Annotated in this window: 20 protein-coding genes and 3 pseudogenes; 13 read left to right on the forward strand and 10 right to left on the reverse strand. The window is 70.2% G+C overall.

The features are described 5' to 3' along the window. Positions 1 to 128 precede the first annotated feature (128 nt). On the forward strand, positions 129 to 920 hold the full coding sequence (locus OG395_RS42775; protein ID WP_327247717.1) for a metal-dependent hydrolase: 792 nt from the start codon (positions 129 to 131) through the stop codon (positions 918 to 920). A gap of 24 nt (positions 921 to 944) precedes the next feature. Here the strand turns inward: OG395_RS42775 and OG395_RS42780 are convergent, their stop codons facing one another. Beyond that, positions 945 to 2,003 (reverse strand): LacI family DNA-binding transcriptional regulator, encoded by a 1,059-nt coding sequence (locus OG395_RS42780; protein ID WP_327247718.1) that lies wholly within the window; start codon positions 2,001 to 2,003, stop codon positions 945 to 947. Between the two features lie 117 nt (positions 2,004 to 2,120). Between OG395_RS42780 and OG395_RS42785 the strand changes: the two genes are divergently transcribed. The 7 genes and pseudogenes from OG395_RS42785 (at position 2,121) to OG395_RS42815 (ending at position 7,108) form a co-directional block, all read left to right on the forward strand. After that, entirely contained in the window at positions 2,121 to 3,416 is a 1,296-nt protein-coding gene (locus tag OG395_RS42785; protein WP_327247719.1) for an ABC transporter substrate-binding protein, read from the forward strand. After that, positions 3,413 to 4,321 carry a carbohydrate ABC transporter permease gene (locus OG395_RS42790; protein ID WP_327247720.1) on the forward strand — a complete coding sequence of 303 codons (909 nt, stop codon included), beginning with the start codon at positions 3,413 to 3,415 and terminating at the stop codon, positions 4,319 to 4,321. The genes OG395_RS42785 and OG395_RS42790 overlap by 4 nt, the downstream gene beginning before the upstream one ends. A gap of 4 nt (positions 4,322 to 4,325) precedes the next feature. Continuing rightward, complete coding sequence (locus OG395_RS42795; protein WP_327247721.1) at positions 4,326 to 5,192, forward strand: carbohydrate ABC transporter permease; 867 nt, start codon at positions 4,326 to 4,328, stop codon at positions 5,190 to 5,192. Positions 5,193 to 5,227: 35 nt separating this feature from the next. Then, positions 5,228 to 6,109 (forward strand): nucleoside hydrolase, encoded by an 882-nt coding sequence (locus OG395_RS42800; RefSeq protein WP_327247722.1) that lies wholly within the window; start codon positions 5,228 to 5,230, stop codon positions 6,107 to 6,109. Between the two features lie 11 nt (positions 6,110 to 6,120). After that, positions 6,121 to 6,344, forward strand: a pseudogene (locus OG395_RS42805) (PfkB family carbohydrate kinase); the annotation flags it as partial. Positions 6,345 to 6,346: 2 nt separating this feature from the next. Continuing rightward, entirely contained in the window at positions 6,347 to 6,493 is a 147-nt protein-coding gene (locus OG395_RS42810; protein WP_442818655.1) for a hypothetical protein, read from the forward strand. Between the two features lie 81 nt (positions 6,494 to 6,574). Next, positions 6,575 to 7,108, forward strand: coding sequence for an HAD domain-containing protein (locus tag OG395_RS42815; protein WP_327247723.1), 534 nt, complete (start codon positions 6,575 to 6,577; stop codon positions 7,106 to 7,108). Positions 7,109 to 7,160: 52 nt separating this feature from the next. Here OG395_RS42815 and OG395_RS42820 read toward each other — a convergent pair whose 3' ends face one another. The 5 genes from OG395_RS42820 to OG395_RS42840 form a co-directional block, all read right to left on the reverse strand. Further along, complete coding sequence (locus tag OG395_RS42820; protein WP_327247724.1) at positions 7,161 to 8,942, reverse strand: ABC transporter ATP-binding protein; 1,782 nt, start codon at positions 8,940 to 8,942, stop codon at positions 7,161 to 7,163. After that, complete coding sequence (locus tag OG395_RS42825) at positions 8,939 to 10,822, reverse strand: ABC transporter ATP-binding protein (protein ID WP_327247725.1); 1,884 nt, start codon at positions 10,820 to 10,822, stop codon at positions 8,939 to 8,941. Before OG395_RS42825 ends, OG395_RS42820 begins: the two co-directional genes overlap by 4 nt. 199 nt (positions 10,823 to 11,021) lie before the next feature. Then, entirely contained in the window at positions 11,022 to 12,482 is a 1,461-nt protein-coding gene (locus tag OG395_RS42830) for a Gfo/Idh/MocA family protein (protein ID WP_327247726.1), read from the reverse strand. A 231-nt stretch (positions 12,483 to 12,713) separates the two neighbouring features. Next, positions 12,714 to 15,638 (reverse strand): FAD-binding and (Fe-S)-binding domain-containing protein, encoded by a 2,925-nt coding sequence (locus OG395_RS42835; RefSeq protein WP_327247727.1) that lies wholly within the window; start codon positions 15,636 to 15,638, stop codon positions 12,714 to 12,716. Between the two features lie 164 nt (positions 15,639 to 15,802). Then, entirely contained in the window at positions 15,803 to 16,246 is a 444-nt protein-coding gene (locus OG395_RS42840) for a MarR family winged helix-turn-helix transcriptional regulator (protein WP_327247728.1), read from the reverse strand. Positions 16,247 to 16,363: 117 nt separating this feature from the next. On the opposite strand from OG395_RS42840, the gene OG395_RS42845 reads away from it, so the two are divergent. From OG395_RS42845 to mltG, 3 genes and pseudogenes are all read left to right on the forward strand, one after another. Next, positions 16,364 to 18,169, forward strand: coding sequence for an ABC transporter ATP-binding protein (locus OG395_RS42845; protein WP_327247729.1), 1,806 nt, complete (start codon positions 16,364 to 16,366; stop codon positions 18,167 to 18,169). A gap of 66 nt (positions 18,170 to 18,235) precedes the next feature. Further along, positions 18,236 to 18,439, forward strand: a pseudogene (locus tag OG395_RS42850) (hypothetical protein); the annotation flags it as partial. A gap of 405 nt (positions 18,440 to 18,844) precedes the next feature. After that, positions 18,845 to 19,693 carry an endolytic transglycosylase MltG gene (gene mltG / locus OG395_RS42855; protein ID WP_327247730.1) on the forward strand — a complete coding sequence of 283 codons (849 nt, stop codon included), beginning with the start codon at positions 18,845 to 18,847 and terminating at the stop codon, positions 19,691 to 19,693. A 9-nt stretch (positions 19,694 to 19,702) separates the two neighbouring features. On the opposite strand, the gene OG395_RS42860 is transcribed toward mltG, so the two are convergent. From OG395_RS42860 to OG395_RS58555, 4 genes and pseudogenes are all read right to left on the reverse strand, one after another. Further along, a complete protein-coding gene (locus tag OG395_RS42860; protein ID WP_327247731.1) occupies positions 19,703 to 20,842 on the reverse strand; it encodes an NAD(P)-binding domain-containing protein in 1,140 nt (379 codons plus the stop codon). A gap of 38 nt (positions 20,843 to 20,880) precedes the next feature. Beyond that, positions 20,881 to 22,089: an LLM class flavin-dependent oxidoreductase gene (locus OG395_RS42865; RefSeq protein WP_327247732.1), complete on the reverse strand. Its 1,209-nt coding sequence runs from the start codon at positions 22,087 to 22,089 to the stop codon at positions 20,881 to 20,883. Beyond that, positions 22,086 to 22,261, reverse strand: a pseudogene (locus OG395_RS42870) (ABC transporter substrate-binding protein); the annotation flags it as partial. The pseudogene OG395_RS42870 and the gene OG395_RS42865, both read right to left, overlap by 4 nt. 162 nt (positions 22,262 to 22,423) lie before the next feature. Beyond that, on the reverse strand, positions 22,424 to 22,507 hold the full coding sequence (locus OG395_RS58555) for a putative leader peptide (RefSeq protein WP_353961654.1): 84 nt from the start codon (positions 22,505 to 22,507) through the stop codon (positions 22,424 to 22,426). A 92-nt stretch (positions 22,508 to 22,599) separates the two neighbouring features. On the opposite strand from OG395_RS58555, the gene OG395_RS42875 reads away from it, so the two are divergent. Further along, positions 22,600 to 23,025, forward strand: coding sequence for a secondary thiamine-phosphate synthase enzyme YjbQ (locus OG395_RS42875; protein ID WP_327247733.1), 426 nt, complete (start codon positions 22,600 to 22,602; stop codon positions 23,023 to 23,025). 458 nt (positions 23,026 to 23,483) lie between these two features. Further along, positions 23,484 to 24,779, forward strand: a complete 1,296-nt coding sequence (locus OG395_RS42880; protein WP_327247734.1) for a peptidoglycan recognition protein family protein — start codon at positions 23,484 to 23,486, stop codon at positions 24,777 to 24,779. Positions 24,780 to 24,807 lie beyond the last annotated feature (28 nt).

Raw genomic sequence — 24,807 nt, forward strand, 5'->3', positions numbered from 1 at the left:
TGCCTGCCTTCCGCCCGGATGCGGGAACCGGACGACCTTACGAAGATCACGGACGGTACGCTGCCCACTCAACTCGGCCGCATCGCAACGGCGATGGCGGCCGGACAAACTTTGGGGGCGGAAGAACCATGATGGGACCGGCACACTCGCTGTCCGGGGCAGCGGCCTGGCTGGGGGTGGGCGCGGCGGCGGCAGCCGCGGGTCATACGATGCCGTGGCCCGTCCTGGTCGTCGGTGCACTGATCACCGCGGGCGCCGCGCTCGCCCCGGACCTCGACCACAAGTCCGCGACCATCTCGCGCGCCTTCGGACCGGTCTCCCGCGGACTCTGTGAGATCGTCGACAAGCTCTCGCACGCCGTCTACAAGGCGACCCGGGGCTCCGGCGACCCGCGCCGCAACGGCGGTCACCGGACTCTGACGCACACCTGGCTCTGGGCGGTGCTGATAGGCGCCGGGGCCTCCGCCGCGGCGATCACCGGCGGCCGGTGGGCGGTCCTGGCCATTCTCTTCGTCCACCTCGTGCTCGCCGTCGAAGGACTGCTGTGGCGGGCCGCCCGGATGTCCAGCGACGTCCTGGTGTGGCTGCTCGGCGCGACCAGCGCCTGGATACTGGCCGGCATCCTCGACAAGCCGGGCAACGGCTCGGACTGGCTCTTCAGCGCCCCCGGCCAGGAGTACCTCTGGCTCGGGCTGCCGATCGTCCTCGGCGCCCTCGTCCATGACATCGGCGACGCGCTGACCGTCTCCGGCTGCCCGATCCTGTGGCCGATCCCGCTGGGCCGCAAGCGCTGGTACCCGATCGGGCCGCCGAAGGGCATGCGATTCCGCGCCGGAAGCTGGGTGGAGCTGAAGGTGCTGATGCCCGCGTTCATGGTGCTCGGGGGAGTGGGCGGTGCGGCCGCCCTCAACTTCATCTGAGCACCTCACCCGGCCGCCGGGGGATCAGGCCGATTCGCGCGGTACCAGACGGTGCGCGAGAACGATCTCCCGGGCCGGGCCCGAGCCCTCGCCCTCCAGCCGGTCCAGCAGCAGCTGCGCCGCCGAACGGCCGATCTCCCGGGCCGGGTTGAGCACGGTGGTCAGAGCGGGCGAGACCAGCGACGCTGCCTCGATGTCGTCGTACCCGGTGATCGCCAACCGGTCCGGCACCCGCAGCCCCGCCGCCCGTGCGGTGTCCAGCGCGCCGATCGCGATCAGATCGTTGGCGCACACCACGGCGTCCGGCGGCTCCGTGGCGTTCAGTACCGTCGTCGCCCCGGCCCGTCCGCCGTCGCGGGTGAAGCTGGTCCAGGCGACCAGCTCCCGGTGCACCGGCAGCCCGGCCGCCTCCAGAGCCTTCCGGTAGCCGACGAACCGCTCCTCGCCCGGCTCCACCCCCCGCGCGCCCCCGATGTAGGCGATCCGCCGGTAGCCGCGCCCCACCAGATGGCTGACCAGGTCGTACATGCCCTCCGTCTCGGCGGCCCGCACCACATCGCCGAGCCCGGGTGCCAGCGGCCCGCCGAGCCGTACGAGCTTGGATCCCGAGGCCGTGATCCGGTCCAGATCCTGCCGCGTGGCGCCGTACCGGCCGACCACGATGCCGTCGATACGGCGCGCCACCAACTGCCGGATCACCGCGGGCAGGTGCGGGCCGTCCATCGGCGCCTCGCAGACCACGGTGAGGTACTCGTGGGCCAGTGCGATCTCCTGCATGCCCGCCGCGATGGCGGTGTTGAACGGGTTGGTGATGTCCGGGACGACCAGGCCCAGGGTGCGGGTGCGTTGCGTACGCAGTCCGCGCGCCGAGGGATCGGCCTGGTAGCCGAGCCGCTGTATGACGTCCTCGACCCGGGCGCGGGTGGTGGCGGAGACCGGGCGGCGGCCGCTCAGCACATGGGAGACCGTGGTGACGCTGACGCCCGCTTCGGATGCCACATCCACGATCTTGATCCGGCCGGCGCCGTGCACCATCAGCCTCCCGTCGTTGTCCAGGGCTGTTGTCCTGGTGTTCGAGGTCACTCTATCCAATGTGCAAAACGTTTTGTATGGTGCTTCCGATCGTGCCGCACGAAGGCCGAGCCAGGTTATGCAAAACGATTTGGAGAACGCGATGTCCATCGCAGGCAGGAGAGCCGCATGACGAGCTCTCCCAGCCGCAGAACCGTGCTCGGCGCCGCCCTCGGCGTGGCCTCGGCGGCGGCCCTGGCCGGCTGCTCGGGCGGCCGGCCGGCGGACGGCAGAACAGCGGTACGGTTCCTCGGCCCGGAGACCCCCGAGACGTTCCGGGCGGTCATCCGCGGCTTCGAACGCGCCAACCCCGGTATACGGATCGACTACACGCCGGTCCCGCCCGACCAGCTCGGCGACGTCCTGCAACTGCGGCTCTCCGCGAAGGACAGCGCGATCGACGTGTACGCGGTCGACCAGCCGCGCGTCCCGGCGCTGACGGCCCGCGGCTTCCTCACCGACCTGAACCGGATCGCGGACCGCACCAGGGCCGCCGTCACCCCCGAGCAGTACGCCGTCAGTTCCTGGGACGGCACGCTTCGCTCGCTGCCGATCTGGACGTCCACGCAGTACCTCTTCTACAACGCGGACCTGCTGGCCAAGGCCGGGGTGGCACTCCCCGGCGCGGCACCGGCCGACCGCTGGAGCTGGGAGCGGACCAGGGCCGCGGGACGCCGGGCGATGGACCGGGCCGGAGCCGATTACGCGCTGCTGCTGGAGCAGACGGACCTCTACTACGGGCTGCAGCCGCTCATCGAGTCCCTCCACGGCGGATCAGGCATCACCGGAAAGGACATGCTCACGCCCGCCGTCACCACCCAGGGCTGGATCGACGCGCTGGACTGGTACCGCACGCTCTTCGCCGACGGCTCGTCGCCCCGCGGCATCCCGTCGTACCAGCTCTCCTCCCTCTTCACCTCGGGCCGCGTGCCGTTCTTCGTCGGCGGCCCGTGGAACCTCGGTGCCTTCGCCGGACTCAAGGACTTCACCTGGGGCACGGCCCCGCAGCCGAAGTTCGCCCACGGGCGTGCCGTCACCCCCACCGACTCCTGGTCCTGGGGCGTCAACCCGTACGCCGAACACCCCGAAGCGGGCCTGCGGTTCATGGAGTACGCCGCACTGACCACCGAGGGCAGCCTCTCCACCGTCGAGGCGTCCCCGCTCATCCCGTCGAACCGCAAGGCCTTCGACCGGTACGCGGGGGACCTGGCGGACAAGGCGACGAAGAGCACCGCCGGGGTCGCCACGATCATGCGGTACGAACTCGCTCACACCGCCGTCAGCCGGCCACGCAGCATCGGTTACACGCAGTTCGAGACCGTCATGGGCTCCGCCTTCTCCGACATCCGCAACGGTTCCGCCGTGGAACCCCGGCTGGCGAAGGCCTCCGGTGAACTGGTGCGTACCTGGGAGCGCCTGCGATGACCACCTCACCACCCCGCACCCCGCCGCGGCCCGCACGCCGCCGCGCATCGCAGGGCCGGACCGCCCTGTATTTCCTGGCACCCGCGCTGCTCGCGCTTGCGGTGCTGCGTCTGCTGCCCGCCGCGATGGCCCTGGTCAGCAGCGCGCGCCACCACAGCCTCGTCGACGGCACCACCACGTTCGTCGGCCTCGGCAACTACACAGACCTCTTCTCGGACTCCCAGTTCTGGCAGAGCGTCCGGGTCACGCTGCTGTTCAGCCTGGTCATCAACCCGCTCCAGGTGCTGATCGCGCTCGGCCTCGCCGTACTTCTGGGCCGCAGGTTCGCGGGCGTCCGCTTCTGGCGCTCGCTGGTCTTCGCACCCATCGCCGTGCCGCCAGCCGTGTCCGCCGTCATCTGGGGCATCCTCTACCGCCCCGAGGGACCGCTCAACGCGATCCTCGGCGCCCTGGGGATCCCGCCGCAGCCCTTCCTCACCAGCTCCGAGCAGGCGCTCTTCGCGCTCATCGTGCTGATGTCCTGGGTCGGCGTCGGCTACTGGATGATGTTCCTGATCGCCGGACTCCAGGACATTCCGCAGGAGTGCTACGACGCGGCCGCCGTCGACGGCGCCTCCGCCTGGCAGCGCTTCTTCCATGTCACGCTGCCGCTGCTGCGCCGCCCGCTCGCCTTCGTGCTGGTCGCCGACACCGTCGCCAACTTCCTGGTGTTCGCGCCCGTGCAGCTGCTCACCCGCGGCGGCCCCGACGGCTCCACCAATCTCATGATGTACGACGTGTTCCGCCGCGCCTACAGCGTCGGCGACATCAACTTCGCCCAGGCCGAAGTGGTGGTGCTCGTCGCCATCACGCTCGCCGTCGTCGTCGTCCAGTTCCGGATGATGCAGGGCAAGGGCGAGGAGTGACCCAGTGAAGACCACGAACGCGCCGGTGCCCTCGGCCCCGCGCCGCCTCTCCGCTCTGCGGCACATGCCGCTCGTCACCGCCGTCGTCATGGGCGTGCTGTTCGCGCTGCCCCTGCTGTGGGTGCTCGCCGGCTCGCTGCGCCCCGGTGACAAGGTGCTCGCCGGGCTCGACCGGGTGTCCTGGCACAGCCTGATCCCGACCGACGCCACGCTGCACAACTATGTGACCCTGTTCCGGGGCGACTTCGGCCGCGCGGTACTCAACTCCATCGGCGTCGCCGTCGCCACCGTCCTGCTCGGCCTGGTGCTCTCCGCGATGGCGGCCTTCGCCCTCTCGGTCTTCCGGTTCCGCGGGCGCGGGCTCGTCTTCGCCGTGATCCTGCTCAGCTTCATGATCCCGTTCGACGCGATCGCGATCCCGCTGTCCGACATCTTTCGGGACTGGGGACTGCAGAACACGTACGCCGGTCTGATCCTGCCCGGCATAGGCAACGGCCTGGCGATCTTCCTGCTGCGCCAGTTCTTCCTCGCCATCCCGCGCGAACTCGTCGAGGCCGCACGGATGGACGGGCTCAGCTGGTGGGGCGTCTTCACGAAGATCTACGTACCCCTGTCGCGGCCCGCCCTGATCGGCGCCGGCCTGACCCTGTTCACCTTCCAGTGGCAGTCCTACATGTGGCCGCTGCTCGTCGGAACCGAACCGGACAAGCAGCTCGGCCCGATCGCCCTCGGCACCCTGCAGGGACAGATGGTCGTCGACTACGGCCAGGTGTTCGCCGCCGCCGTCGTCCTGACCGTCATCCCGCTCCTCGTACTGCTGCGCCTGCAGCGGTACTTCACGCAGTCCATCGCGGGCAGCGGCCTGAAGTGACCATCCATCCACCCGCCAACGACCCCAGGAGCAAAGTGAACCAGCCCACGGCAGACGTCCTCCTCGACACCGACATCGGCAGCGACGTCGACGACGCCCTCGCCCTCGGTGTGCTGCTCGGCTCGCCCGAGGCGCACATCGCCGGCATCACCACCGTCTACGGCGACACCCTGCTCAGGGCCCGCCTCGCCCACCGGCTCGGCGCCCTCGCCGGACGCAACCTCACCGTCGTGCCCGGAGCCACCGAGACCCTCTCCGGCAAGGACGTCTGGTGGGCCGGACACGAAGGCCGGGCCTTCCCCGACCTGGAGACCGAACCGGTACGCGACGACATCGCCGCCGACCGCTTCCTGGTCGACACCGTGCTTGCCGGACCCGGCGCGAGCGATGTCATCGCCATCGCCCCGCTCACCAACATCGCCCGCGCGATCCGCCTCGACGACCGCTTCGCCCCGGGGGTACGCACCCTGTACCTGATGGGCGGAGACTTCGGCCCGCGCGCCAAGGCCGAGCACAACATCGTCAGCGACATCACCGCCGCCCGCATCGTCTTCGGCTCGGCCGTGCGCATCGTCGTCACCGGGCTGGACATCACCACCCGGCTGCGCATCGAGCGGGACGGCGTCGAGACGATCCGGGCGGCCGGACCGTACGGGGAGGCGCTCGCCCGCGAGATCGACGGGTGGACCGGCTTCACCGGCGAATCGTGGAGCGTGCCGCACGACCCGATCACGGCGCTGTCCCTGCTCCGCCCCGACCTGTACACCACCGAACGCGGCACGGTCGAGGTCACCGACGAAGGGCTGACCGTGTTCACGTCCGACCCGGAGGGCAATGTGGACCTCGTCGTCGACGCCGATGTGCAGGCGATCGCCGAGCAGATCGTCGCCCGGATCGTACGGGCCCAGGGGCTCTGAGAGGGGGCGCCATGTCCACCCGACCGGCCTCCACCGATGCGGGTGTGGGCGGCGGGGCCGACGCGGACCTCATGGCCGCGTCGCACGCCGCCCCGCCACCGGGGAGACCGTGCTCGGCGGCGACCTGACGGTCCATCCGGGCGGCAAGGGTGCCAACCGGGCCGTCGTCGCCGCCCGGCCCGGCGCCGATGTCACCCTCGGTCGACGTGGTGGACACGACCGGGGGCGGGCGATGCCATGACCGGCGCACTCGCCCACCGCCCGGCCCGGAGCGACGACCTGGTCATCGCGGTGCGGTACGCGGTCAGGGTCGGCGCTGCCCCTGTGCGGGGCGCAGGTGCGCAGAGCGCGTACCCCACGGAAGGGGACCTGGCGGGACTGTGACCACGACGGTGCCCGTGGTGGGAGGCGATCCAGCACGGGCGCCCTCGTCGCGTCCGCCCGGAGAGCGGGTACCGTGCAGCCGTGACCGGTTCCGCGCAGCGCCCGCTTCTCTTCCTCGACGTCGACGGGCCGCTCATTCCGTTCGGAGCGACGCCGCAACAGCGCCCGCACGGGTATCCGACGTACCGCACGGGGGCCGCACCCGGGCCGGCCGAGTCGAATCCCCTTCTGAGCAGGATCGATCCCGCGCTCGGGCCCCGGCTGACGGCACTGGGCTGCGACCTCGTCTGGGCCACGACCTGGTTGGACGAGGCCAACGAGTGCATCGCACCGTGGCTCGGCCTGCCGGAGCTGCCCGTGGTGGCCTGGCCGGATCCGGCGTACGAGGACGAGTTCGACCGGCGGGACGGGCTGCACTGGAAGACGCGCCCCCTCGTCGACCGCGCGGCAGGGCGCCCCTTCGTCTGGGTCGACGACGAGATCACCGGCACCGACCGGGCCTGGGTGGCCGCACATCACCCGGGGCCGGCCCTCCTCCATCGCGTCGATCCCGCCCAGGGGCTCACCGACGCGGACTTCGCCGCTCTCGACGCGTGGCTGCGCGCGAACCGGTGACGGCCCGCGCACCACCTCCGCCTTCTCCGCTCAGAGGTCACCCGACAGGCTCTCAGCCGTGCCAGGACCGCCACAGCGCCGCATACGCGCCGTCCGCCGCAACCAGCTCGTCATGGCTGCCCAGTTCGCTGATCCTGCCGCTCTCGACCACCGCGATCACATCCGCGTCATGCGCGGTGTGCAGCCGGTGCGCGATCGCCACGACCGTACGGCCGTCGAGCACCCGCGCCAGCGAGCGCTCCAGATGGCGGGCCGCCCGCGGGTCCAGCAGCGAGGTCGCCTCGTCCAGCACCAGAGTGTGCGGATCGGCCAGCACCAGCCGGGCCAGGGCGATCTGCTGCGCCTGCGCCGGGGTCAGGGCCAGACCGCCCGAACCGACCTCGGTGTCCAGACCCTCGCCCAGCGCCTTCGCCCAGCCGTCCGCGTCGACCGCGGCGAGCGACGCCCACAGCTCCGCGTCCTGCGCGCCGTCACGGGCCAGCAGCAGGTTGTCGCGGAGCGAACCCACGAACACATGGTGCTCCTGGTTGACCAGCGCCACATGCGTACGCACCTGCTCCGCCGTCATCTGCGACAACTGCGCACCGCCCAGGGTGACTTCACCACTGCGCGGGGCGTAGATCCCGGCCAGCAGCCGGCCGAGCGTGGACTTGCCCGCACCGGACGGGCCGACCAGCGCGAGGCGCGTGCCCGGGGCGACGTCGAGGGACACCTTGTGCAGCACGTCGACCCCGGCGCGGTAGCCGAAGTGCACACCGTCCGCCCGGACGTCCCGGCCGTCCGGGGCGACCTCCGCGTCGCCCGCGTCCGGTTCGATGTCCCGCACGCCGACCAGCCGGGCCAACGACACCTGTGCGACCTGCAACTCGTCGTACCAGCGCAGGATCAGACCGATCGGGTCGACCATCATCTGCGCCAGCAGCGCACCCGTCGTCAGCTGTCCGACAGTGAGCCATCCCTCGATGACGAACCAGCCGCCGAGCATCAGCACCGCTCCGAGGATCGTCACGTACGTGACATTGATGACGGGGAAGAGCACGGAACGCAGGAACAGCGTGTACCGCTCCCAGGCCGTCCACTCCTTGATCCGCCGGTCCGACAGCGCCACCCGCCGCGCGCCGAGACGGTGCGCCTCCACCGTCCGTCCGGCGTCCACGGTCTCCGCCAGCATCGCGGCGACCGCCGCGTACCCGGCGGCCTCCGAGCGGTACGCGGACGGCGCCCGGCGGAAGTACCAGCGACAGCCGAGGATCAGCACCGGCAGGGCGATCAGTACGGAGAGTGCCAGCGGGGGAGCGGTCACGGTGAGCGCACCGAGCAGCAGCCCCGCCCACACCACACCGATCGCCAACTGCGGAACGGCCTCCCGCATCGCGTTGGCCAGCCGGTCGATGTCGGTGGTGATCCTGGAGAGCAGGTCACCGGTCCCGGCCCGCTCCAGCACGCCCGGCGGCAGCCCGACCGACCGCACGAGGAAGTCCTCGCGCAGATCGGCCAGCATCTCCTCGCCGAGCATCGCGCTGCGCAGCCGCATCATCCGGGTGAACACGGTCTGTACGAGCAGTGCAAGCCCGAACACCGCGGCGGTGCGCTCCAGATGGAGGTCGGCGACCCCGCTCGACAGGTCCTCCACCAGTCCGCCCAGCAGATACGGCCCGACGATCGAGGCGATCACCGCGACGGCGTTGACCGAGATGAGTACGGCGAACGGCTTGCGGTGGCGCCGCATCAGGTCCCGTACATAGCTGCGTACGGTGGTGGGGGTGCCGACCGGCAGCGTTGTCGCCGACTCCGGGGCGGCCGGGTCGTACGTCGGTTGTGCGACGCCGATCATGCCCTCTCCTCGATTCCTTCGATCTCTTCGATCGCCTTGATCCCGCTGACTTCGCTGATCCCGTCGATCTCGTCCGACGCGGTCAGTGCCGCGATCTCGTCGTCGGTCTCCCGGGTGACGACAGCCCGGTACCGCGGTTCGGTGTGCAGCAGTTCGCGGTGCGTACCGACCGCTGTCACGGTGCCCCGGTGCACCAGCACCACCCGGTCCGCGAGGTCCAGCAGCAGCGGCGACGAGGCGAACGCGACGGTCGTACGACCCTGGCGCAGCGCCTTGATACCGGCGGCGACCCGGGCCTCGGTGTGCGAGTCGACGGCGGACGTCGGCTCGTCGAGAACCAGTGCCTCCGGATCGGTGACCAGGGAGCGGGCCAGGGCGAGCCGCTGCCGCTGGCCGCCGGAGAGCGACCGGCCGCGCTCGGTGATCCTGGTCTCCATCGGATCGCCGTCCCTGGTCACCGAGGCCTGGGCCAGCGCGTCGAGCACGTCACCGCACTGGGCGGCGGCAAGCGCCTCCTCAGCGGTCACCTGGCCGGACGACGGCACGTCCAGGAGCTCCCGGAGCGTCCCGGAGAGCAGCACCGGGTCCTTGTCCTGGACCAGCACCGCGGTCCTGGCGGCCGCCAGCGACAGCTCGTCCAGCGGGACGCCGCCGAGCAGGACGGACGGATTCTTCTCCGGCGACGGCGAGCCCTCGGGAGCGTCGCCCGTCGTGTCCTGCTCCGCGGCCGGCTCGGCGTGCCCGCCGAGCCGTTCGGCCAGTTCGCCGGCCTCGTCCGGGTCGCCGCAGACCACCGCGGTGAACCTGCCCGCGGGGGCCATCAGCCCGGTGACCGGGTCGTACAGATCACCGGAAGGCACCACATCGACGGTCGACGGCTCGACGGTGCGGTGCAACGACAGCACCCGCACGGCCCGCTTGGCGGACGGCCGCGAGAAGGAGTACGCCATCGCGATCTCCTCGAAGTGCCTCAGCGGGAACAGCATCAGCGTCGCCGCGCTGTACACCGTGACCAGTTGGCCGACCTCGATCCGGCCCTCGTGGGCCAGCGTCGCTCCGTACACGACCAGCGAGATGAGCAGCACGCCCGGCAGCAGCACCTGGATCGCCGAGATCAGCGACCACATCTGCGCGCTGCGGACAGCCGCCCTGCGGACCTCCTGCGAGGCACGCCGGTAGCGGCCGAGGAACAGCTCCTCGCCGCCGATCCCGCGCAGCACCCGCAGCCCGGCCACGGTGTCCGACGCCAGTTCGGTGGCCTTTCCGGCCTTCTCGCGCTGAAGATCCGCGCGCCGGGTGGCACGAGGGAGCAGCGGCAGCACGGCCAGTGCCAGGAGCGGCATGGCGAGTGCCACCAGCACCCCCAGCGACGGCAGATAGACGACGAGTCCGGCACAGATCAGCACGAGAGCGACGGCGGCTGCGGCGAAGCGGGAGAGTGCCTCGACGAACCAGCCGATCTTCTCGACGTCGCCGGTGGACACCGCGACGACCTCGCCCGCGGCGACCCGGCGGGTCAGTGCGGACCCGAGTTCCGCGGTCTTGCGGGCCAGTAGCTGCTGGACACGGGCGGCGGCGGTGATCCAGTTGGTGACCGCGGTCCGGTGGAGCATGGTGTCGCCGACCGCGATCAGCACACCGAGGACGGCGATCAGCCCGCCGGCCAGCGCGAGCCGGCTGCCGGAACGGTCGACGACCGCCTGCACGGCGAAGCCGACGGCCAGCGGCAGCCCGGCGACGGAGCACTGGTGCAGCAGGCCCCAGGACAGGGACTTGAGCTGTCCGCGGATCTGGTTGCGGCCGAGCCAGAGCAGGAAGCGTGGGCCTGACCGGACATCGGGATCGCCAGGATCCGAGTAGGGAAGATCGCGAATGTGCATGACGTCCCATGGTTCTGAGGATCGGTTTTTGTTCGGTGACTGACTCAAACCGTGCAAGGTTCACCCGGGGGCCCCGGTCGAAGCAAAGGGTTTTCTCCACGGAATGCGTATTTCGCGCCAAGGTCACCGAGCGGGCCGTGGGAGGTCGCACTGCGGGGCCCGGCCTGTGCGGCCGGGCCCCGCAGCGTCGCGCCGGCCGTCAGGCCTTCGCGGGCTTCGCCGAGTCCATGCCGGGGCGGGCGTTCTTCCACTCGCCGCGGGTGAAGTCCGGGATCTGCTGCGGCGCGCCCTTCGCCTTGATGGAGAGGTGGCTGAGCGGTACCGGAGATGTCCAGGCCGCCGCGTCGTACACATCGAAGTCGGGAACGAGCCCCAGACGCATGCACTGCATCAGCCGGAACACCAGCATGTAGTCCATTCCGCCGTGCCCGCCGGGCGGGTTGGCGTGTTCCTTCCACAGCCAGTGGTCCCATTCGGCGTACGCGCCGAAGTCGCCCCAGGTGTCGTTGGTGTGGTCGGGCTCGATATAGATGCGGGCCGGATAGTCCTCGAAGAGCCCCTTCGTGCCGCCGAGGCTGTTGATCCGCGAGTACGGATGAGGCGTGGACACGTCGTGCTCCAGCCGGATCACCCGTCCCTTGGCGGTCTGGACGAGACTGATCGTGCGGTCGCTCTCGATATAGGTCTCCTTCCAGCTCGGGTCACCTGCCGGCATGTGCTTCTTCCGGTACTCGGCGAGCCCCAGGGACGGCGAACCGACGCTGGTGATGCTCACCGCACGGTCCCCGCGGTTGAGGTCCATGTAGTTGGCGACCGGACCGAACCCGTGGTTGGGGTAGAGGTCGCCGCGCAGGCGGGTGTGCCACAGCCGGCGCCATGGACCCTCGTAGTAGTCCGGATCGAACATCAGGCCGCGCAGATCGTGGTTGTACGCGCCCGCGCCATGCAGCAGGTCGCCGAAGAGACCGGCGTGCGCCATGCGGAGCACCCGCATCTCGTTGCGCCCGTAACAGCAGTTCTCCAACTGCATGCAGTGCCGTCTGGTGCGCTCGGAGAGATTGACCAGCTCCCAGAGCTGATCGAGCTGGAGAGCGATCGGACACTCCACCCCGACATGCTTGCCGTGGAGCATGGCGGTCTTCGCCATCTCGAAGTGTAAGTCCCAGGGAGTCGCCACATAGACGAAGTCGATGTCCCCGCGTTTGCAGAGATTCTCGTAGTCGTCCTCACCGTTGGTGTAGACGGCGGGCGCCGGCTGACCGGCGGCGGTCACCTTCGCGGCGGCCCGCCGGGCCTTCTCCTTGACCGGGTCGCACACGGCGACGACCTGCACTCCGGGGACGGCGAGATAGAGATCGATCATGCTGCCGCCGCGGTTGCCGAGGCCGACCAGGCCGACCCGGACGGTGGAACGCCCTTCGAACGGAACTCCCACCATGGTGGCGCCCTGGCGCTGCGGTGAGGCCGTCTGCGCCTGTGCACCGGCGGCGGAATCGGAGCCGAGGGGGGTGGCGGCGGATGCGGTGCCGCTGCCGAGACCGCCCAGTCCGAGCCCGGCACCGGCCACGCCGGCGGCGGTCGTCCACAGGACCGAACGACGGCTCATCGAGCCGTCGTCACCGTCCTCCGTACCGTGGTTCTGCTGTGCTGCGTCGTTCATCGATCCTCCAGGAGGGGGGTCTGACGTGCGCGGCTGTTGCTCTGAACCTCGGTCACGACCTTGATAGTTGAGACTGCTGATACGCAAGGGGAGGGTTTGGACTCTCGAAACCGAATCCATGGACTTTCGTACGAGGCCCACCGGTGCCCAGGAGAACGCCGACCACCGGGCGGCCCGGCGAATGCGGCGGTCCCGGTGGTCGGTTGCGTACGCGGTCGCGCGAGAGACGGGTCAGGGGCGCGTCGCCCGCTCCAGTTCCATCAGGACCGAGTGGTACGCGCGCCCCGTGGCCCGGTCCATGCCGATCTCGCACATCCGGTTCGCGGACAGATAGGCGTCGTACTCACGGGAGTTGACCTCGGCCGCCTCCTTTGCCGTGGCCGACGCGGTCAGCTCCTTGTGCAGCATCCCGCGGTCGCCCGCGAACGCGCAGCACCCGGCGTCGTCCGGTACGACGACCTCCTCCGCACACGCCTCGGCGACTGCACGCAACTGCTCCACGTCGCCGAGATGCTGCATGGAGCACGTCGGGTGCAGCACCGCCGAGCCGGTCTTCCGCAGGATCGTCAGTTCCGGCAGCAGCTCGTCGGCCGCCCAGACGAGGGAGTCGACGACCGTCAGATCCCGGTGCAACTCCCGGTTGTCCTCGGTGAGATAGGGCACCACCTCATGGGCGATGCCCAGCGTGCACGACGAGGCGTCGACGACCAGGGGCAGCTTTCCGCCCGCTGTCCAGCCCCAGGCGGCCTCCACGATGCGGTTGGCCATCACGACGTTGCCCTCGTCGTAGCCCTTGGAGTGCCAGATCGTCGAGCAGCAGGTCCCCGCGACGTCATCCGGGATCCACACCGGCTTTCCGGCACGGGCCGAGACGGCGACGACGGCCTGCGGCAGCGACGGGCCACGGTGGCCTTCCGGACCGCCGAAGATCCGGTTCACGCACGCCGGGTAGTAGACGGCGCTCGCCCCGACCCGCGACGTGCGGGGCAGCTTGCGGGGCGCCGCGCCAGGGATCTCGGGGAGCCACTCGGGTACCAGATCGGGGCGTACGGCTTTGCGGGCGAGCCCGGTGACGGTTTCCAGCAGACGGTCGCCGATCCTGTCGGCCGCGGCGACCGCGAGCCGCGCCGAGGCCTCCACCGCCTTGAAGTTCCTCGCGGTGAGTGCCGCGATCCGTTCCTCGCGCGGTGAGTGCCGCTGGTGACGGAAGTCCTTCATCATGGCGCCGGTGTCGATGCCGACCGGGCAGGCGAGTTTGCAGGTGGAGTCACCGGCGCAGGTGTCAATGGCCTCGTACCCGTACGCGTCGAGGAGCCCGGTCTCCACCGGCGAACCGCCGGGCTGGCGCATCATCTCCCGCCGCAGCACGATCCGTTGACGCGGGCTGGTGGTGAGGTCGTGACTGGGACAGGTCGGTTCGCAGAACCCGCACTCGATGCACGGGTCGGCGATCAGCTCGACCTCGGGAATGGTCTTCAGCCCGCGCAGATGGGCCTTCGGGTCACGGTCGAGGACGATTCGCGGCGCGAGCACCCCGTCGGGGTCGATGACCTGCTTCGTACGCCACATCAGCTCGGTCGCCTTCGGGCCCCATTCCAGCTCCAGGAAGGGCGCGATATTGCGACCGGTGGCGTGCTCCGCCTTGAGCGAGCCGTCGAAGCGCTCCACAGTCAGCCGGCAGAAGTCGTCCATGAACGCGGCGTACCGGTCGACATCGGACGGCTTCGCCGCGTCGAACGCGAGCAGGAAGTGCAGATTGCCGTGCGCGGCATGGCCCGCGACGGCGGCGTCGAAACCGTGCTCCGCCTGGAGCCGGAGGAGGGCTTCGCAGGCGTCGGCGAGCAGCGACGGCGGGACCGCGAAGTCCTCCGTGATCAGAGTCGTACCGGACGGGCGGGAGCCGCCGACCGCGGTGACGAACGCCTTTCGGGCCTTCCAGTAGCCCGAGATGACCTTGGCCTCGCGGGTGAACTCATTGGTCACCGAGGCGACCGGCGCGACAAGGTCCAGCCCTTCGACGACCGCGGCCGCCGCCCGCTCGTACGCCTCCTGGCCCGGCTCGTCCGGAGCCCGGAACTCCACCAGCAGCGCCGCGGTCTCCTTCGGTAGCTCGGCCCAGTCCGCGGGCACGCCCTGGACGCTCACCGACGCCCGCAGCGTGTTGCCGTCCATCAGCTCGACGGCGATCGCCCCCGCCTCGTTGAAGCGGGGCACGGCAGCGGCGGCGGCGGTCAGCGAGGGGAAGAAGAGCAGGGCGCTGGAGACCTTCCGGTCCAGCGGCAGCGTGTCGAAGACGACCTCGGAGATGAAGCCGAAGGTGCCCTCCGAGCCGACCATCAGTCCGCGCAGGATCTGTACGGGGGTCGAGCCGTCCAGGAACGCGTCGAGCCGGTAGCCGTTGGTGTTCTTGATCTCGTACTTGGCGCGGATCCGGGCGGTCAGTTCCGCATCCGCCTCGATCTCCGCCTTCAGGGCCAGCAGCCCCTCGCACAGCTGTGGTTCGGCGTGGGCGAGCAGTTCGTCCGCCGCCGGATCGGCCGTGTCGACGACCGTGCCGCTCGGCAGCACGAAGGTGAGCGAGGCGACGGTGCGGTACGAATTGCGGGTGGTGCCCGCGGTCATTCCGGAGGCGTTGTTGGCGACGACCCCACCGATCGTGCACGCGATGGCGCTGGCCGGGTCGGGGCCCAGCAGCCTGCCGTACCGGGCGAGGGTGGCATTGGCGCGCATGACCGTGGTCCCGGGGCGGATCCGGGCCCGCGCACCGTCGTCCAGCACCTCGATGCCCGCCCAGTGGTGGCGGACGTCGACAAGAATGTCCTCGCCCTGCGCCTGGCCGTTCAGGCTGGTGCCCGCGGCCCGGAAGACGACTTCGCGGCCCTTGCCGTGCGCGTACGACAGGATCGCCGAGATGTCGTCGATGTCCTCCGGGACGACGACGACCTGCGGGACGAACCGGTAGGGGCTGGCGTCGGAGGCGTATTTCACCAGGTCGGAGACGGTCCACAACACCTTCTTGGGCCCGAGCAGCGCGGTCAGTTCGCCGCGCAGCGGCTCGGGCGTGCCCGTGGCCCGCACGTCGGGGACCCGGTCGGGGGACGGGGTGCGTGCCGCACCCGGGCGGAGGACTTCCGGTTTCGGCTCCAACAGCGGCATGGCGATGGTCCCCTCGGTGGGTCGGTGCGGTCCTCCCACCTTTCTACCAGCGACGATTCCCACCGCTCACGATCGGTGCAAGACCTCGAGGTCGGCTTGAGAACCGGCCAGGCGCGGGTTGCGCCGGCTCACCCCGGCACCCGGCACAATCCGAAGGCGGAGCCTCAGCAGCGACGCTCCGGCATTCCCGCGACCAGAGCGGACAGCAGCCCGCCCAGCACCTCGCGCTGATCGGCGGTCAGTGGAGCCAGGATCTCCTCCGCGGCCGCCCTGCGCGCGTCGCGCAGCGAGCGCAGCGTGGCACGGCCCTCGTCGGTGATCTCGATCCGGACCACCCGGCGGCTGTCCGGATCCGGGGCGCGGCGCACCCGGCCGCTCGCCTCCAACGCGTCGACCAGGCTGGTCACGGCGCGCGGCACGACATCCAGGCGCTGCGCGAGATCCGCCATCCGGGGCGGCCCGTCGTAGTGGGCGACCGTGCGCAGCAGCCGGAACTGGGCCGGCGTGATGCCGATCGGCTCCAGCTGGCGGCTCTGGATGCGCTGGAGCCGGCGGGTGAGCCGCAGCAGCTGCTCGGCCAGCAGGCCGTCGGAGTCGGGGGAGTCCATGGGGGAACAATATCAGGACGACGTTCATTGTGAGTATAGGTAACAATGAGCTATGCTCGCAAAAGGTCGGACAGCCGCCTGCGGCCGTCTCCCTCCGTCACGCTGCCGAAGGAGCCCATGAAACCCGACGAACCCACGTGGACGCCCCCGCCCAGGGACGGTGCGCGGCCACCCGCCGAGCTGCGCCGCATCCTCCGCCTCTTCCATCCGTACCGCGGTCGGCTCGCGCTGGTCGGACTGCTCGTCGGCGCCTCGTCGCTGGTGTCGGTCGCCTCGCCGTTCCTGCTCCGCGAGATCCTCGACACGGCCATTCCCCAGGGGCGGACGGGACTGCTCTCGCTGCTCGCCCTCGGCATGATTCTCACCGCCGTGATGAACAGCGTCTTCGGCGTCCTGCAGACCCTGATCTCCACCACGGTCGGCCAGCGCGTCATGCATGACCTGCGCACGTCGGTCTATGCCCAGCTGCAGCGGATGCCGCTCGCCTTCTTCACGAAGACCCGTACCGGCGAGGTGCAGTCCCGTATCGCCAATGACATCGGCGGCATGCAGGCCACCGTCACCTCCACCGCCACCTCGCTGGTCTCCAACCTCACGGCGGTCATCGCCACCGTCGTCGCCATGCTGGCGCTCGACTGGCGGCTCACTCTCGTCTCGCTCCTCCTGCTGCCGGTCTTCGTCTGGATCAGCCGCCGGGTCGGCCGCGAGCGCAAGAAGATCACCACCCAGCGTCAGAAGCAGATGGCTGCCATGGCGGCCACGGTCACCGAGTCCCTCTCCGTGAGCGGCATCCTGCTCGGCCGGACGATGGGCCGCGCGGACTCCCTCACCCGGGGCTTCGCCGACGAGTCCGAGCGCCTGGTCGACCTCGAAGTGCGCTCCAGCATGGCCGGACGGTGGCGGATGTCGACGATCGGCATCGTCATGGCCGCCATGCCCGCCGTCATCTACTGGGCCGCGGGACTCGCCCTGCAGTCCGGCGGACCCGCTGTTTCCATCGGCACGCTCGTCGCCTTCGTCTCGCTCCAGCAGGGCCTCTTCCGGCCCGCCGTGAGCCTGCTCTCCACCGGGGTGCAGATGCAGACGTCCCTCGCACTCTTCCAGCGGATCTTCGAGTATCTCGACCTCAGGGTGGACATCACCGAGTCCGAGGAGCCCGTCCGGCTGGAGAAGGTCCGCGGCGAGATCCGCTTCGAGGACGTGGACTTCAGTTACGACGAGAAGAGCGGCCCGACCCTCAGCGGTGTCGATGTCACCGTGCCGGCCGGCGGCAGTCTCGCCGTTGTCGGGCCGACCGGTTCCGGCAAGTCCACGCTCAGCTACCTGGTGCCACGGCTGTACGACGTCACCGGCGGCCGGGTCACGCTCGACGGCGTCGACGTACGCGAACTGGACTTCGACACGCTCTCCCGGGCCGTCGGTGTGGTCTCCCAGGAGACGTACCTCTTCCATGCCTCCGTCGCCGAGAACCTGCGCTTCGCCAAGCCGGACGCGACGGACGCCGAGATCGAGGCGGCCGCCCGCGCGGCACAGATCCACGACCACATCGCCTCGCTGCCCGACGGCTACGACACCCTGGTCGGCGAGCGCGGCTACCGCTTCTCCGGCGGCGAGAAACAGCGACTGGCCATCGCCCGCACCATCCTGCGCGACCCGCCCGTCCTGATCCTCGACGAGGCGACCAGCGCCCTCGACACCCGTACCGAATTCGCCGTACAGGAGGCGATCGACGCACTGTCCGCCGGGCGCACCACGATCACCATCGCCCATCGCCTCTCCACCGTTCGCGACGCGGACCAGATCGTCGTCCTCGACGGCGGCCGGACCGCCGAGCGCGGCAGCCACGAGGAACTGCTCCAGCAGGACGGCCGCTATGCCGCGCTTGTCCGCCGGGACACCCAACTCGACCCCGTGACGAGCTGATCGGGGCGCGGAGAAGTGAGCACTGGGCGTGCGGGGCCGGTTCTCCGTAGGGCATGATCGCCGCCCCTGAGGGCTCTGCTCGGGGTGGAATTCCCCGGATTCCGGCCCGTGGACCACGACACATGGGCGAGCGACGACGGCGATGTGCTGTCGGTGCACTTCTTCGGACTGCCGCCGGACCTGCCGGCGGGTCTCGACGACGGCCCCACGCTGCGGGAGTCGCTCACCCACTACACCGCGCAGGCGGGCGGCGGCCTGGCGGAGGCGGCCGAGTTCGCCGCCCTTCCCGAGTTCACCGGGTCGGGGAGCCGAGGCTGAGACCGCACACGCGACGGCGCCGCCGCTCCCGTGGGACGGGGAGCGACGGCGCCGGGGCGGAGCAGAGGTCAGACGAGCCAACCCACGAAGTGGACGAGGTCGGCAAGCAGGTTGGTCAGGACGTTCATCAGGTGCTTCTCCTCGTACATGGTGCATCTCTGGGACAGCGCAGTCGCGGTCTGCAGCCCGTTGCTTGCGCCCTGTAATCATCAGCTGTCGCAGATGAGTTGAGCAACGATCGGCCATACGATCACGCGTTCCAGCGAACACCCGATCCCCTGTTCGTGTGTTCTGTTCTCGCGGTGTGGAGCCGTGTCGTCCCGCAGAGCCGCCTACGGCCCGGGATAGCGTGCCCGCATGGCGAACGAGTCCCCGACCACCCGCCCCCACCGCAGACTCCGCCCCACCCGTCGCGGTCGCCTGGTGCTGCTCCTCGGCATCGTCCTCGTCCTCGGTGTCGCCGCAGCCGTCCTCGTGCCGCTGCTGACCAGGGAAGCGAAGGTCGGCCCGGAACGCACTCTCGTCATCCCGGAAGGATGGCGGGCCTCCCAGGTGTACGGGGCAGTGGACAAGGCGCTCGATGTGGCACCCGGCACGGCCGAGAAGGCCGTCGGAGCGGCGGAGCTCGCACTGCCGGCCGAGGCGAAGGGCAACCCCGAGGGCTACCTCTTCCCTGCGACGTACCCGCTCGCCTCCGGCGCCACCCCGGCAGGCCTGCTGACCTACATGGTCGACACGGCAGGGCGGCGATTCGGTGGGGATCACATCGCTGCGGGGGCCCGGCGCAACAACGTATCCGTCCACCGGACCGTGACGATCGCCAGCATGGTGCAGGCCGAGGCGGACACCACGGACGACATGGCCAAGGTCGCCCGGGTCATCTACAACCGGCTGGCCAAGGACATGCCGCTCCAGATGGACTCGACGCTCAACTACGCACTGAACCGCAGCACCTTGGACACCACCGTCGGCGACACCAGGATCGACAGCCCGTACAACAGCTACGAGCGCAAAGGGCTGCCGCCCACCCCCATCGGCAACCCGGGGGAGCAGGCGATGGTAGCGGCGATCACGCCGACGCCGGGCCCCTGGCTGTACTTCGTGACGGTCGCACCCGGGGACACCCGGTTCACCGACAGCTATGCCGAGCAGCAGAAGAACGTCGAGGAGTTCAACCGCAACCGGCGCACCGCGAGCGGCAGCTGAAGGGCGATGTCACACCAGAGCGGCGGTGTGCTCGCCCCCGCGGCCGACGGCGTCGTCCCCATCGGCCTTCAGTAGCTGCCTGATGGCACGCACCGCCGCCCGCCCCGCCCGATTGGCGCCGATGGTGCTCGCCGACGGCCCGTACCCGACCAGATGGATCCGCGGGTCCCGTACGGCCTGCGTGCCTTCGACCTGGATGCCGCCGCCGGGCTCGCGCAGCCGCAACGGCGCGAGATGGTCGATGGCGGCGCGGAACCCGGTCGCCCAGAGGATCACATCGGCGTCCACCGTCCGCCCGTCGTCCCAGGCCACCCCGGTCGGAGTGATCCGGTCGAACATCGGCAGCCGGTCGAGCACCCCCTCCTCCCGGGCCCGCCGCACGGCGTCGGTGACCGGCAGCCCGGTCACGCTCACCACGCTCTGCGGCGGCAGTCCCCGCCGTACACGCTCCTCCACCATGGCGACGGCGGCCCGCCCCTGGTCCTCGCCGAACGGCCCCTCCCGGAAGACCGGAGGCCGACGCGTCACCCAGAAGGTGTCCGCCGCGACCTCGGCGATCTCGATCAGATGCTGCGTGCCGGAGGCACCGCCACCGACCACGACCACCCGCTGCCCGGCGAACTCCTGGGGCCCCGGATAGTTCGCGGTGTGCAGCTGACGCCCCCGGAAGGTCTCCTGGCCCGGGTAGCGCGGCCAGAACGGCCGGTCCCAGGTGCCGGTGGCATTGATCAGGGCGCGCGTGGCATACGCACCTTCGGAGGTCTCGACGAGCAACCTCCCGCCGTCGCCGTCGCCGTCGCCGTCGCGCACCGCACTCACGTCCACGGGCCGGTGGACCCTCAGGCCGAAGGTGTGCTCGTACGTGTCGAAGTACTCGCCGATCACTTCGGACGACCGACGGCTGTCGTCGGCGCCGGACAGTTCCATGCCGGGCAGCGCATGCATGCCGTGGACCTTGCCGTACGTCAGTGAGGGCCACCGGAACTGCCAGGCGCCGCCCGGACGGGGCGCGTGGTCGAGCACGACGAAGTCGCGGTCGGGCTCCAGACCTGCGCGGCGCAGATGATAGGCGCCGGACAGACCAGCCTGTCCGGCGCCGATCACGACCACGTCCACTTCGCGTGCTGCCCCGACCCCAAAGTTGTTCACGCTTCTACCAACGCCTGCGGGCTCGGGGATCTTCCCGGTCAACGGCCCCCGGCGATCAGCAGCGGCGCCCCGCCCGGAGCGGACGCCGGGCGCCCGTTCGCGGCAGGAACCCCCAGCAGCGGCGATGCCGGAACGGTCGACAGCAGACCGCGCGCCGCCAGCTCCGGTGTCACACCCTCGCCGAACCAGTACGCCTCCTCCAGATGCGGGTAGCCGGAGAGCACGAAGTGGTCCACGCCCAGCGCGTGATACTCCTCGATCCGGTCCGCGACATCCGCATGGCTGCCGACCAGCGCCGTGCCCGCGCCACCCCGCACCAGACCGACTCCCGCCCACAGGTTGGGCGCGATCTCCAGCCGGTCGCGCGAGCCGCCGTGCAGGGCCAGCATCCGCTGCTGCCCCACCGACTCGCTCCGCCCCAGTGCCTGCTGCGCCGCGGCGATCGTCTCGGGATCGAGATCCCCCAGCAGCCGGTCCGCGGTCGCCCACGCCTCCTTCGCCGAGTCGCGCGAGATGGTGTGCAGCCGGATCCCGAACCGGACCGTACGGCGCTGCTCCTCCGCGAGCCCGCGGATCCAGTCGATCTTCTCCTTCACGGCGGCCGGCGGCTCGCCCCAGGTCAGATAGACATCGGCGTGCGCGGCGGCCACGGGCCCGGCCGCCGCCGATGACCCGCCGAAGAAGATCTCCGGCAACGGTTCCGGCGGCAGCGCCGTCAGACCGCCCTCCACCTGGTAGTGCTCACCGTCGAAGTCGTACGGCTGCCCACTCCACGCGCCCCGCACCACCGAAAGGAACTCGGCGGTCCGTGCATAGCGCCGGTCGTGATCCAGATGGTCACCGAACCGCCGCTGCTCGGTGGAGTCGCCGCCCGTCACCACATTGAGCAGCAGCCGCCCCCGGGTGATCCGCTGATATGTCGCGGCCATCTGCGCGGCCAGTACCGGCGAGATCACCCCCGGCCGGAACGCCACCAGGAACTTCAGCCGCTCGGTGTGCTGCGCCAGCGCCACCGTCGTCAGCCAGGCGTCCTCGCACCACGTACCCGTCGGCGTCAGCACCGCCTCGAAGCCGAGTTGTTCGGCTGCCTTGGCGATCTGCGCCAGATACTCGATGTCCGGTGCCCGCACCCCGCTCACCGGCGTGACACGGTCCCGTTTGATCCCGCCGTCGGTGTACGCGTGCCGGTCGACGAGCGTGCGGCCGTCACCGCCCGTGGGCAGGAACCAGTGCAGATGAACAGTCATGACGAGGCCTTTCCGTACGAGCGGGGGCTGCCGAGGACGCGGGCGGATCGCGGTTGAACCTGGTGTCGACGAAGTCCTTGAAGGCGAAGCGGCGCGGAATGAGTTTCAGATCGGCGAGCGTGTCGGCGATCTCCTGCTCCGACGCGATGGCCGCCGGATCGATGGCGACGGGCGACAGCCCGGCACCCGGACGGCGGACCGTTACGGCACGGGAGCTACGACAGGGGAAGGGCGCGGCGGCGTTCGACGAGGCGCTTTACGGCCGAGCGGCGCGCAAGTCAGGTGCGGGACAAAGGAACCCTCGGTCACCTGCGGAATATGTGCTGAAGGAACGTCAGCAGCCGTGACAACACACGGCAGAGGCCACCCGCAGCAGGTCGATGTGACCGCGCGAAGTGAGCAGAGCTGAACGGAACATGTCGCCGAACGTAGCGACGCACCCCGGAACCGGTCAATGTTGTCTCGGCACGTGGACGCGCCATCTCGTGTCACGAGCGAGAAGATGGGGGCATGCCCGATGCCTTCATCACCAGCGTTCTGCACATCACGACCGGTGCCGCCGAGACGGTCACCGACCTGACGGACGACTGCGTACGGTTCCTCACTCGCGCCGCCGTCGGCCGGGACGGCCTACTCAACATTTTCGTGCCCCATGCCACCGCCGGAATCGCCATCCTGGAAACCGGAGCGGGCAGCGACGACGACCTCCTCGCCACCCTCCACACACTGCTGCCCGCGGACAACCGCTACCAGCACCGCCACGGCAGCCCCGGCCACGGTCGCGACCACGTCCTGCCGGCCTTCATCGCACCGCACGCCACATTGCCGGTGATCGGCGGACGGCTGGAACTGGGCACGTGGCAGTCGGTGTGCCTGGTGGATACAAACAGGAGCAACACCAACCGTAACGTCCGGTTGAGCTTCCTCGGCCAGTGAGTCGCTTCGGTGGGGCTGAAGGGGGAAGTCCGGCCGCACCAACTGGGCAGCGCGCGCAGTTGCCGTAGGGCGTGCGAAGCCCGCCAGCAGGTTCTTCGTCTGCTGGTGGTACCACGTCCGCGCCTTGCTTGACCAGGGAGTATGGCTCCGTTGACGGAGCACATGGGGAAGTTGGTCCGGGAATGGCCCGGATCTTGGTAGCCCATGGCGAAAGCCGTCGCCGACTGGGCCCCCAATCTGGTTCGTGGCGGGCACCTTGGTGAGCAGCCCGGTCCCGTACGTCTTCCGTGGACGAGACCGAACTGCGGTGTCAGGACTTGGTGTAGATAGTCAACGATCCTGAAAACCCTGGACATTGGGGCAGTCAACGGGTTAGAAGGAAGGCTGCCTGCTGGCGTACACGGAGCAGCGTGGCGTAGCGGCGAGAGACCCCGGACAGCCCTGGAGAGGAACGCCTCATGTCCTTCGAGCCCGTGTACATATCCCGGCGCAATGCCCTGCGGGCCGGCGCCGGCGCAGCCGCCGTCGCCGGTCTCGGGGCCGGCCAGCTGGCCGGTGCGAGCGGTGCCTCGGCCGCCGCTCCGGCCGACCTGTCGGACACCGCGTACATCATGAGCTGCGACGAGTGGGGTGCCCGGCCGCCCGCCGGGGAGCTGTCGACCCGTACGGGCTCCACCCGGCGGATCGTGGTGCACCACATGGCGTTCCCGAACACCATGGACTTCTCCATGGAGGCGGCCATCGCCTGCGCCGAGCGGGTCCAGTACATCCACATGGACAAGAACGGCTGGTCGGACACCGGAAACCACTTCAGCATCAGCCGCGGCGGCCATGTGCTGGAAGGCCGGCACGGCAGCCTGGACGCGCTCGAGGACGGCGGATACCAGATCGTCAGCGCGCACGCCGTCGGCCAGAACACCCAGTCGATCGGTATCGAGAACGAAGGCACCTACATCGACGAGCTGCCCACCGGCAAGCTGTGGTGGTCGCTGGTTCAGCTCTCCACCACCATCTGCACCCAGTATGGCTTCGGCGCCCAGAACATCACCGGCCACTGGGACTGGAACAACACCCAGTGCCCCGGTGCGAAGTTCTACTCCACCTTTCCGCTGCTGCGCCTGCACGTCGCCAAGCGCCTCGGCCAGGACCCGAGCACCATCCCGGCCCGCACCTGGCCCGACACGTTCACCTCCTGCGCGGGCGCCACGGTCCGTACGCTGCAGCACCTGCTGAACACCCAGGGCTTCAACCTCGTTGCGGACGGGGCCTTCGGCCCGGCCACGCTGGCAGCGGTGCGCGCCTTCCAGACGGCGCACGGCTTCCCCACCGCCTCGGACGGCACGATGACCGGGCCGACCTGGGAGGCGCTGGCCCCGGAGATCGGCATGGGTGCCACAGGGTCTGCGGTACTCGGCGTCCAGTCGATCCTGGCGACCAAGCTGTACGCCGTGAAGGCGACCGGCACCTTCGACCGGGCGACGTGGGTCGCGGTCGCCAAGCTGCAGGCCCTGCACGGGCTCCGGGTCACCGGGCGGGTGGACCTGAGCACCTGGTGTGCCGCGCTCGGCGGTGTGGTGGAGGAGAACTTCCGCGGGCTGAAGGGCCAGGCGGGGCTGGAAAGCGAGCTTGTCGTGCCGGAGGCCGAGACCCTGCCCCCCGTGACCCTCGCGGCGGACGGGGTCGTGGCGAGCGACGCACCCGCCACGCAGTTCGAGGAGTTCCCGGTCGACCAGGACGTCCAGGAAGGGTTGTAGGCCCTGCGCCGGCGGCGCCCGACCTCAG

The organism is Streptomyces sp. NBC_01320 (assembly GCF_035974375.1).
Lineage (GTDB): Bacteria > Actinomycetota > Actinomycetes > Streptomycetales > Streptomycetaceae > Streptomyces > Streptomyces yanii.